Raw genomic sequence first — 4,577 nt, forward strand, 5'->3', positions numbered from 1 at the left:
CCACGGGGCGGGCCCCGCCCCCACCGCCACGCGGGTTCATGGCCGGTTCCGCACCACTCCGGCCCCGGAGGACGGCGCCACCGGGAGGCCGGCGCGGGGCCGGAGCCGGCCGGCGACGACGATCGCCACGGCCGCGACCACCGTCGCCGCCGCGTAGACCACGACGAACGCCGAGGGCGCGATGTCCACCCCGGACGTCACCTCGTGACCGGCGACGGTCCCCCCGCCCATGGCGGCGAAGGCGGAGCCGACGGCGGTGAGCATCACCACGTTCATCAGCGCGTCGCAGACCTGGAGCGAGGAGATGTTGCCGCCCGCCTCCTCCGGAGAGGACAGCCGCAGCACCAGCACGCCGGCCGAGGTGACGACGAGGCCCATCCCGAAACAGCCGAGCGACAGGGTGATCGCCGGGGTCCAGACCGGCACCGCCCCGATCAGCACCAGGGGCGTCAGGGCGACACCGGTGACCACCAGCACCGTGCCCGCCCGGACGAGGGTCATCCGATGCCGCTCCAGGTTCGGACGGGACTGGGTGAACGAGCCCAGCGCCCAGCAGGCGCCACCGGCGGCGAGCGCCAGACCGGCCTGCGTGTAGGACAGCCCGCGCTGGGTGACCAGCATCAACGGCACGAACATCTGGGTCGACAGGAACGCCGCCGAGACCAGCCCGCGCAGCAGGATCACCGACGGCAGCCCGCGCGCCGCCCGGAAGGTGCCCGGCGGCATCAGCCGCACCGCCGTCGGCGCCAGCAGCGCCAGGCCGGCCACCACCGGCACCAGCGACAGCCAGCGCAACTCCTGCCCGCCGTACTGGAGCATGCCCGCGCCGGCGGCGAGCGCGACCGCGAGCCGTATCCGCCTCCGGTCGAAGCGCACCGGCCCGCCGTCCGGCGGGCCTCCGGCCGCCCGGCGCAGCGCGGGCAGCATCACCAGCAGCGCGGGGATCACCAGCACCGTGATCCCGAGGAAGACCCAGCGCCAGCCGAGATGCTCCGTGACCAGCCCGGCGATCACCGGGCCGATCATCGACGGCACCACCCAGGACGCCGAGAAACCGGCCAGCGCCGAGGCACGGAGGTGCTCCGGGTAGGCGCGCCGGACCGTGACGTACAGGGCGACGATGATCAGCCCGCCACCGATGCCCTGTCCGGCGCGACCGACGATGAACATCGCCATGTTCTGCGCCACGCCGGAGAGCAGCAGCCCGCAGGAAAAGGCCGCGATCCCGGCGACGACCGGCTGCAGCGGTCCGCTGCGGTCGCACCACTGGCCGGAGACCGCCATGCCGAGCAGGCTGGTGGTGAAGAACGCGGAGAAGGCGAACGCGTAGAGCGTGACGCCGTCGAGCTGCTCGGCGGCCGCCGGCATGGCGGTGCCGACGGCCATCGCCTCGAAGGCGATCAGCAGGATGACGCTGACGCTGCCGAGGGTCAGCGCCCGGTAGCGCCGGCTCAGCACGCTGGTGGCGCCGTCGGGCGCCGGTCGCACGGCCGGTTCGGCCTCCTGGGTACCGGCGTCGCTGCCGGTGATGGGCTGGGTCATGCCCCTACCGTAGGGAACCGCCCCGGGCGGGCGCATCGGCCCCGCAGGGTGATCCGCTCCTCCGCCGGACCTACGCCCCGGACCGCCGTGGCGGCCGTTGCCGGACAGAGCCCGCCCGTGCCGGAGGTCAGCCCGCCGGGGGCGCCACCGCGGCCTGCGGCCGGATCGGGATGCGGTTGACGGGGCGGCCGGTGGCGGCGCGCACCGCGGCGGCCACGGCGGCCGGCGCGACCACCAGCGGCGCCGCGCTGGCGGACTTGGCGCCGAACGGCGCGACCACGTCGCGTTCCTCGACCAGCTTCACGATCCGGATCGCGGGCGCGTCCAGCGCGGTCGGCAGACCGTAGTCGGCGAGGTCGGGACGCCGCACCGTGCCGCGCGCCACCCGCAGGTGTTCGGTCAGCGCGGCACCGACGCCCTGGGTGAGGCCGGCCTCCAGTCGCGCGTTCAGCTGACGGGGGTTCAGGATGCGGCCGACGTCCTGCGCCAGCGCCAGCTCCACGACCCGTACGGTGCCGAGTTCGGCGTCAACGTCGACCACGGCCCGCACGGCGGCGAAGGCCAGCGAGACGAACGCCTCACCCTGCCCCTGGCCGTCCAGCGGCTCGGTGGGGTGGGGACGGCACTGCGCCGTGGCCCACAGCTCCTTGCCCTCCAGTGCCTCCGCGACGGTCGTGGACAGCACACCGTCATAGGAGGTGATCTTGCCGTCGGCGATGGTCAGCAGTTCGGCGGAGAGTCCGAAGTTGGCGGCGAGGGGCTGCAGCAGCTGGGTGCGGACCATCTTCGCGGCGCGCTCGACCGCGCCGCCCGACACCCAGGTGTGACGGCCGCGGCTGCCCGGCCCGGCCGGTGGCTGGTCGGTGTCGACGGAGGCGACCCGGACCTCCTCGATCCCGAGGACGTCCTGCACCACCTGCCGGGCCAGCGTGGCGAAGCCCTGGCCGGTCTCGACCGCCGCGCACAGCACGGTGGCGACCGACCCCTCGACCTTGACGGTGGCGGTGGAGACCTCGTCGGCTCCCTCCGCCCCCAGCATGTGCACCATGCCCAGCGCGTAGCCCACGCCGCGGCGGGTGGCACCCGGCTCGCCGGCGCCCTCCGGGCCGCCGGGCAGCAGCCAGTCCTCCACCGGGACGTCCTTGGGCAGCGGCGGCAGCGGCGCCTCCCGCACGGCCGCCAGCAGCTCCCCGACCGGCGCCGGGCAGGTCACGGCCTGGCCGGTGGGCAGCGCGTCGCCGGTCGACATCACGTTGCGGGCGCGCAGTTCGGCCGGGTCGAGGCCGAGCCGGGAGGCCAGCTTGTCCATCTGGCCCTCGTAGGCCGCGCAGACCTGCATGGCGCCCTCGCCGCGCACGTGCCCGGCCGGCGGGTTGTTGGTGCGCACCACCCAGCCGTCGACCACGGCGGCCGGTACCCGGTACGGCCCGGCGGCGAAGGCCACGGCGGCGGCCAGCGCCTCCGCCGAGTCGTCGGCGTACGGGCCGGCGTCCATCAGCAGCTGGGCCTCGACCTTGACCAGCCGGCCCTCGGCGTCGGCGTGGTGCCGGTAGCGCAGCAGGGTGGGGTGGCGGTGGGCGTGTCCGAGGAAGGACTCCTCGCGCCCGGCGGCGAGTTTGACCGGGTGCCCGGTGCGGATCGCCAGCAGCGCCAGGGGCAGTTGCACCCCCTGGTCCTCGCGGTCGGCGAGGGCGCCGGGCACACCGGTGACGTAGATCTTGACCTGTTCCTGGTGGAGCCCGAGGCACGCCGCCAGCCGGTCGCGGTCGGTGTGCGGGTCGGTGGCGGCGGTGTAGACCTCCACGCCGCCGTCGGGGCGCGGTACGGCCAGTCCCGCCTCGGCCCCGATGGGGGCCGGGTCCTGGCGGCCGACGCGGTACAGCCCCTCCACGACGATCTCGCCGGTGGCGGCCGGGTCGCCGTGGCGCAGCGGGATGTGGCGGATGACGTTGCCGTCGGGGTGCAGCGGCGCGGCCTCGAACGACTTCTCCGGGTCGGTGACCGGGTCGAGCACCTCGTACTCGACGGCGATGGCGGCCGCGGCGAGCCGCGCGGTGTCGGGGTGGTCGGCGGCGACGGCGGCGATGGCCTCACCGTGGTGGCGCACCAGGTCGGATGCGAACGGCGGCCGGTCGACGACGGCGCGGCCGAGCAACGCGTCGCCGGGCACGTCGACATGGCTGATCACGGCGCGGACCCCGGCCATGGCCTCGGCGTGCCGGGTGTCGACGGAGACGATCCGGGCGTGGGGGTGCGGGGCGCGCAGCACGGCCGCCCACAACAGCCCCTCGGCCCAGAGGTCGGCGGTGTACGGGAAGGTACCGGCGGCCTTGACGGCGGCTTCGGCCGGTGCCAGGGAGACCCCGATGCCGAGCGTCGGCGGTCCGGACGGTTCGCTGGTCGCCCCGGCCGGGTTCAAGGTGACCGTGGTGGCCGGGTCACGCTGGTCCGTCACGCTTCGCCTCCCATGCCCGCGGGGCCGCCCTGGTGCGGCACGCGGGTGCCGGAACCGTCGTCCGCGCCCGACGGCTGCGCGGCGCCGTCCCCGGAACGCTCCTCGACCACCTGACGTACGGCCTCCAGCACCCCACCGTAGCCGGAGCAGCGGCAGAGGTTGCCGCACAGGGCGCGCCTGGTCTCCAGTTCGCTGGGGCGGTGGTTGCCCTCCAGCAGGTTGTGCACGGTCATCGCCATGCCGGGCAGGCAGAAGCCGCACTGGACGTCGCAGCCGGCGAGCGCCCGCTGGACGTCGGAGGGCGCGGTGTCGCTGCCCAGGCCCTCCACGGTGCGGATCTCGCTGCCGGCGGCGGTGGCGGCGGGCACCAGGCAGGCGACGACCAGACGGCCGTCGACCTGCACCGAGCAGGCGCCGCACTCGCCCTGCGAGCAGCCGTCCTTGGCGCCGGCCAGACCGAGACGTTCCCGCAGGACGTGCAGCAGCGACTCACCGATCCAGGCGCCCGTCACGGGGCGGTCCACCCCGTTGACGTGGAGCACGTAGGAGACGGTGGGGTGGCTGCTGGGCGCGGTGGGGT

At 75.3% G+C, this 4,577-nt stretch carries 3 protein-coding genes; all 3 read right to left on the reverse strand.

Annotation, left to right across the window (positions count from 1 at the left end; translation table 11 throughout):
* Nucleotides 1-36 precede the first annotated feature (36 nt).
* Complete coding sequence (locus E0D90_RS23760) at nt 37-1,542, reverse strand: MFS transporter (RefSeq protein WP_130800030.1); 1,506 nt, start codon at nt 1,540-1,542, stop codon at nt 37-39.
* Nucleotides 1,543-1,669: 127 nt separating this feature from the next.
* Complete coding sequence (locus E0D90_RS23765) at nt 1,670-3,997, reverse strand: xanthine dehydrogenase family protein molybdopterin-binding subunit (RefSeq protein WP_130800031.1); 2,328 nt, start codon at nt 3,995-3,997, stop codon at nt 1,670-1,672.
* On the reverse strand, nt 3,994-4,577 hold a 584-nt coding region (locus tag E0D90_RS23770), incomplete at its 5' end, for a (2Fe-2S)-binding protein (RefSeq protein WP_130800032.1). The genes E0D90_RS23770 and E0D90_RS23765, both read right to left, overlap by 4 nt.

Origin of the sequence: Streptomyces otsuchiensis, assembly GCF_004305975.1 — a bacterium.
Lineage (GTDB): Bacteria > Actinomycetota > Actinomycetes > Streptomycetales > Streptomycetaceae > Streptomyces > Streptomyces otsuchiensis.